The sequence below is a fragment of the Lactobacillus sp. UMNPBX17 genome, from assembly GCF_002553735.1.
Classification (GTDB): Bacteria; Bacillota; Bacilli; order Lactobacillales; family Lactobacillaceae; genus Lactobacillus; species Lactobacillus gallinarum.
On sequence record NZ_PCYT01000073.1, the window covers coordinates 1 to 6,312 of the forward strand.

The following is a 6,312-nucleotide window of genomic DNA, read 5'->3' on the forward strand; positions in this document are numbered from 1 at the left end:
TTTAAACAAAAAATGAAGCCAAACTTCTTATTATGCTTGACTTTACGTAGAAAAAAGCAGCGTTTTTTGCGCTGCTTTTTAAATCTTATTATTTAGAAATTTCCTTAAGCCCAGCATGACGACGTCCCATGTTAAACCAAGGTGAAACGGTAAATGCTAAGACATCGTTTGCTACATAAATTAATGAGTTAATAGCCATAGCCAAGTTAGCATCGCCTTCAGCATAAGTAATGCCCCAAAGAATCAATTGGAACACGCCACTAGCGGTCCACCAGAAGTATTGGTTGTTATAACGCATGAAGCACATAATTCCGGCAGTAAGTGAGATAGCGAAACTAATTGCATCAACCCAAGGACGAGGATCATTAGTAAACTTACCAATTAAGTAACCAGAAACCACATAAACAAGCAAGGTACCAACGATGGCGATTAACCATTCTTTTGAGCCAAATTTTCTCAAATGGTTCTTAGTATCATTATTCCATGACTTTACTGACAAAATAACTGGTAAGTCCAAAGTTGCAATATAAGCAATTTGTTCAAAGATGGAAAGATAATTCTTAGCTGACCAACCTGCATAAATAAAGCAAGCTGCTGATACTAATCCTAACCATCCATTAATTGCCTTAGTAGCATTAATTGCCAATACACAAAGCGTACCTAATAAAGTACCAATAAAAGTAATTAAAGTTACGCTGGTAACCTTAGCTTGAATAAGTAATGCTAATTGAAAACCAAAAGCAAAAAACCATAAACAATAATTTTGTATTGGCCATCCCTTTAATTGATTAAATAGCCAAACGAAATAATTCTCGTGTTCTCTTTCCATCTACACAAACTCCTTTAAATTTAGGTTCACAAAACACAACATTTTGTGCCTTATCCGCTTTTTCCTAATAAAAGCATCGATATATATCGTAATCGAATTAAGCATTTTATACAATCTTGAATCTTACAAAATATTGTGCTAATAGCACTTAAAGATGTCTATATGTTGTGTTTATGAGAAAAATTATTAGTTTTGGTTTTTATCTATATAAAATCAAATTTGAATACTTAAGAATATATAAAGGTACTCAAAAAGTACTATTCTGGAGTGACACACCATCATATAATATAAGTGTAAATTAGTGACATATTGTCATACTATCCAGATGAGGGTAAAAAAATGTTTAAATCAACAAAATCACAATTTGCAATTAGAAAATTAAGTAAGGGCGCTGTTGCGGTTTTATTGACTTTCGGTATTTTCGCTAACACTACTTCTGGTATCGTGTCAGCTACAGTAAATGATGGTATCGATATAAGCGCTATCGAAATCAGAGGGGGTACAACAGATACTACTGAATCTTCAGTAGAAGATATTACTCCTGAATCCACTACTGAAGTTTCAACTTCAAATGATGATCAATCAACTCCAGTAAATTCAGAAATTACTCAAAATACAGAAACTATTTCTGAAAATACTCAAGTTGAAACTGCCACTGAAATCAACAAAGCTGAAAATACAGCTAAAGAAGAATCAACGGTAGAAAATGCAACTACTAATGATGCAACCGTCACCGAAGATCAAACCACTACTGATAAAACTGAAACTTCTTCTCCAGAAAATACAAATCAAACTGAAACAACTACTAAGAAGCCAACAATTAACGTTGATACTGAAAAAGTAGACAGAGAGGATGAAGAAGAAACAAAAAAATTAGAAGATATTAAAAAATATATCGAGGAAGTAGCTGCAAAACACCCATTGGGAATTGCCGGTATCTTCCACATCTTTGGTAATGAAGTAGATGGTCAAGTGCACATTGCTGGTAATATTGCCGCAGATAAAGTTGGCGCTGGCGATTTTGGCACTAACTCAGGTGCTACCAGCAACTTAACTAATGGTGATATTCACTACATCGGTAGCATTGACCACCTCAATAAAATTAATGGTGACAACAAGTTAGTTATCTTCGGCCCAGACATTGAATACCGTTCATACGAAAATGGTGGCGCTATTCAAGTTAACTTTGGTACTAAGGATGAACCTAAATGGCAAAAAGTTGACATTAAGCACAGCCACATTATTCAAGCTGACAAGCCTTTAGACATTCAAGGTGAGTTAGACAAATTAGGTGAAAAGTCAGACAACTGGGCAGGCCAAAGCCAAACTGAGGGTGTTAAGGCTGACTTCACTGACCACAATAACAGTTGGATCGATGTTTCCGAAGCAATCAAAAATGCCGGTGATAGAAAAGAACCTATTTACGTAACAGTTGATGCTAGTCACATCTCAGGTGATAACAAGCGCAATATCACTATCAAGGGTATCCCTGCTGGTGAAAATGCTCCAATCATCATTTTGAATGTTACTAATGTTCAAAACGGAGACTTGACTGTAAAGACACATCTGGTTTTAGAATACTCAGACCAAAACAATGTAAATGGTTCTAGTGAAAAGCATGGTCAAGCTAACAAGTTATTGTGGAACTTTGGTACCAACCTTAACTCATTGAACATTGATGGTGACTGCCACTTAGGCAGCATTCTAGCTTCAAACGCACACATTACTACAAATGTAAACGTGGATGGTAACATCATCGGAGACAAGGTTACTATCAAAGGTGAAAGTCACCGTTGGGACTTAGTTCCACCAATGGAGGAAATTCAGATTCCTGAAGAGCCTAAGCCGGAAGACCCAACTCCGGAAGACCCAACTACACCTCCTACTGATGAAGAACTTCCTCCTAGTGAAGAAGACTTCATCCGCCCACTTCCTGAAGATGTAGTAGACCCTATCGGAGAGGAAGAAGAAACTAAAGAAGAGGAAAAACAAGATGAAGAAGACTTCATTCGTCCGCTTCCTGAAGATGTAGTAGACCCTATCGGAGAGGAAGAAGAAACTAAAGAAAAGGAAAAACAAGATGAAGAAGACTTCATTCGTCCGCTTCCTGAAGATGTAGTAGACCCTATCGGAGAGGAAGAAGAACCTAAAGAAGAGGAAAAAGAAGACTTCATTCGTCCGTTTCCTGAAAATGTAGTTAAGTCTACAACTAACAAGGTTCAAGAACAACAAAAAGAAGAAAAGGCAACTCCTCAAACAAGCACCAGTACAGTCGTTGAAACATCAACTGAAGAAGAGATCGCTTTGCCAGAAACTGGCGAAAAGCAGAACCCACTTATCTCTATCGGTGCTGTGATGAGCGCAGTTGCAGTGGCTCTTCTCTCACTTGGCCTTATTATCAAAAAGAAGAACTAATTACGAAAATGACTCATCTAAGAGTCGTTTTTTAATTATTTCTAAATAGTGACACTATGTCATTTACAAATCAAAAAATAGTTGATACGATTAATATAATTAATTTAAGAAGCGAGGCTGAATATATTGAAATCAAACATAACAAGTATTCCCAAAAAAGTAGTTAAACGTACTACTTCATTATTTTTATCATTTAGTTCCCCGTCTCTACCTACCAAAAAAATTACGATTAATTATTACGATGCCGAAGGCAATAAAGTTGACTCTCATTCTCTTAATCCAGTCAAGGATAACCGGGTTATCACCAAGGATGCCTTAAGAATCTTAATTGATTTGCATATTCCTCAATATTATAAAATCATGCCATACTTTGCTTATCCAGAAGAAGACATTACTTTAAATAATATTCCTGACGAAATCATGATCGCAGTAAAACCTAGCTGCTTTTCTTTCTAAAATTAATGTTGTGAAGCACCTGAAGTAGTGTCAGGCTTTTCTGCAACCTTTTCTTCTTTAGCCGCCTTAGCCTTAGTAGAAGCACCACTGACTGCATCTGGATCAGAATTTCTACGATAAGTTGCACCAGTTGTTGCGTCATCATCAACTACCAATTTTTGACCAGTAGTTTCACAGAAGTACTTAACTAATGGATACAAATCTTGTACCCATTCATAAATACCAGCATAGTTGCCGTTATCATCTTCCACACGCTTATAGTAGTGCAAAACCAACTGTTTTAAGTTACCGGTTGGCACGGGCATATAAACATCATCGTGACCATCTTGCTTTTCACGCAATGCATGAACAACCTTCTTAGCATTAGGAATAACGTCACGTACATCTGGGTGAACTGCACCCATGTTATCCCCAACTTGATCAGGAGTACGCTTAGCTTTCATCTTTGCATTTGGATCGACTGGACGGTTGTACCACAAGAATTGATTATTATCGTCAACAAAGGTCATTTCACCAATCGTATTACGAAGCATCCAATTCAATTGATTTACTGTCAAAAGACCTGAATCAAGCTTAACATAGTCATCACCTTCTGCAGCGTGAACCTTCTTAGCAGCCTTGTCTAACCAGTCAGGATCATTTTTATCGATACCTTCAACTGTATACCTAGACTTTCCTTTTGCTTCAAAGTCTTCTCTTAAATATTCATCAGAATTCATATTGTGTAACCATTTGGGCTCAGCCATAATTTCATCCCCCTAAAAGAATTATCATTGTTACTTTGATTATATAGTGGAAGTGGTTACATTTCAATAAAAGATATCATTTATAGGAATATTATTTGTGTGAATATCATATATTAAATTATATAAATATTTACATAAAAATAAGGGATTAACACCCCTTACATCTTAGTTTCAACTGTATGCTTATCCAAATGAATAATTACATCAAACATAGCCTTTTCTTCTGGTGATATCTTGTGAGCCACCTCAAGTACAGCTACCTTAGGATTTTTAAGCAAGGTCTTGTGAATATCAAGGGACAGCTTAGGATCAAGCGCACTCGTTGCTTCATCAGCCAGTAAGATTGGTCTGCCAGAAAGCAGCGCACGTGCAATTTCTACTCTTTGAATTTGACCACCTGAAAGTTCACTACCGTTTTCACCGACTTGTTTGTCTAAGCCTTGTTCTTTCACCAGTTCATCAAGTCCTGCTTCATTAATTACTTGCTTCAATTGCTCATCACTAACTTGTCTTCCCAATGTGATGTTAAAGCGAAGTGTATCATCAAACATAAACGGCTTTTGATTGACATAAGAATAATAGTTATGGGCTGCATCCCAATTACCCGTTACGTTCTTATTATTAAGCAAAATCTTACCACCTTGCGGCTTCTTTAATCCAAGAAGCAATCGCAACAAGGTCGTTTTACCCCAACCACTTGGGGCCATGAGCAAGACCTTTTCACCAGGCTTAATCTGCAAGCTTACACCGTCAAAAATACGCTTATGATCGCTATTAGTAACATAAGATAAATCCGCAACTTTCATGCCTTCAAAATGACTGATCTTTTGCTTATCATCTTTCATCACGTGCTGCAAAGCCGTTTGCGTCTTTTCCCACATCGGCACTGTTGATTTAACCTGATTAAATTCATTAAACAGCGTTACGACTGGCGTTATAAAGTTCATCGCCAAGTCGACCATCATAACCAAGGTACCAACCTTTAAGTTGCCTTGCATCATCAATATTCCACCAACAGTACATGGAATAATAAAACAGAAAAGTTCCGCAGCTGAATAAATCAACTCCAGTGCCCATGCCTGCGTCAAAGTCATATTTCTTAACGCATTTTCCATTTGTTGGGCAGCGTTTGCGGCACGCGTTACAATATTTGTTCGCACGTTATAAAGCTTAGTAGCTTGCGCACCATTCAATGAATCAGATACGTGCTGTGTATAATTGGCATTAGTTTTAGCCCAGATCTTGGATTTTTTAGTAATAATTGGACTGGTAATCATTTGCACTAACGCTGGTGCAATTGTCGCTACTAAAAATACTAAAGTCATTTGCCAAGAACTATAAAATGCAAAACTAATCGCACCAAAAAATGATAGTCCTTGAAAAATCATATCTAATTGAGCAGTAACACGATTAGTTTCAATTTGCTTCAAATCGTTGGTCATCAGTGACAAGCCACTCTTAATATCTGGATCCCCCTGATCAACCAGATAGCGCAGGTTAGCTCTCTTCAAAGTCATGTTGACATCACGAATGATTCCCATTTTAACTGTTTCATAAACAAAGTTGCTGGCCATGAAGCACATTTGTCCTAGAGCAGTCAATAAAGCTAGTCTAATCAAATGCATGTAATCATGTGAACCAGATGAAGCCACATTCAACATGATTTGGATCATGTAAGCTACAAAGACGATGTTGCAGGCTTTAATTGCAGCCAAAATGGTAAAGCTAATTATTTGGCTTTTTTTAGCATATTTAAGACTCATAAACTCTCCTTTTTTATATACTTGAACCATTATACCCGCATACTTGTCGAGACTGTCAAATCTTTTGTGTAAATAGTTCTTTCTCGCAAATTGATTTTTTAAT

At 36.9% G+C, this 6,312-nt stretch carries 5 protein-coding genes; 2 read left to right on the top strand and 3 right to left on the bottom strand.

The annotated features are described in order from the left end of the window. Positions 1–88: 88 nt before the first annotated feature. Positions 89–829 carry a nicotinamide riboside transporter PnuC gene (gene pnuC, locus CP368_RS08860; RefSeq protein ID WP_025006479.1) on the bottom strand — a complete coding sequence of 247 codons (741 nt, stop codon included), beginning with the start codon at positions 827–829 and terminating at the stop codon, positions 89–91. 339 nt (positions 830–1,168) lie between these two features. Here pnuC and CP368_RS10615 point away from each other — a divergent pair, with 339 nt between their 5' ends. Together CP368_RS10615 and CP368_RS08875 are read left to right on the top strand one after the other, a co-directional pair. Next, the gene (locus CP368_RS10615) at positions 1,169–3,244 is read left to right on the top strand and encodes an LPXTG cell wall anchor domain-containing protein (protein ID WP_199161338.1); all 2,076 of its coding nucleotides are present in this window, start codon (positions 1,169–1,171) and stop codon (positions 3,242–3,244) included. 126 nt (positions 3,245–3,370) lie between these two features. Further along, on the top strand, positions 3,371–3,700 hold the full coding sequence (locus tag CP368_RS08875; RefSeq protein ID WP_098036653.1) for a hypothetical protein: 330 nt from the start codon (positions 3,371–3,373) through the stop codon (positions 3,698–3,700). A 2-nt stretch (positions 3,701–3,702) separates the two neighbouring features. Here CP368_RS08875 and CP368_RS08880 read toward each other — a convergent pair whose 3' ends face one another. Then, positions 3,703–4,446, bottom strand: a complete 744-nt coding sequence (locus tag CP368_RS08880; RefSeq protein ID WP_098045988.1) for a PAS domain-containing protein — start codon at positions 4,444–4,446, stop codon at positions 3,703–3,705. Between the two features lie 158 nt (positions 4,447–4,604). After that, a complete protein-coding gene (locus tag CP368_RS08885; protein ID WP_098044088.1) occupies positions 4,605–6,209 on the bottom strand; it encodes an ABC transporter ATP-binding protein in 1,605 nt (534 codons plus the stop codon). Positions 6,210–6,312 lie beyond the last annotated feature (103 nt).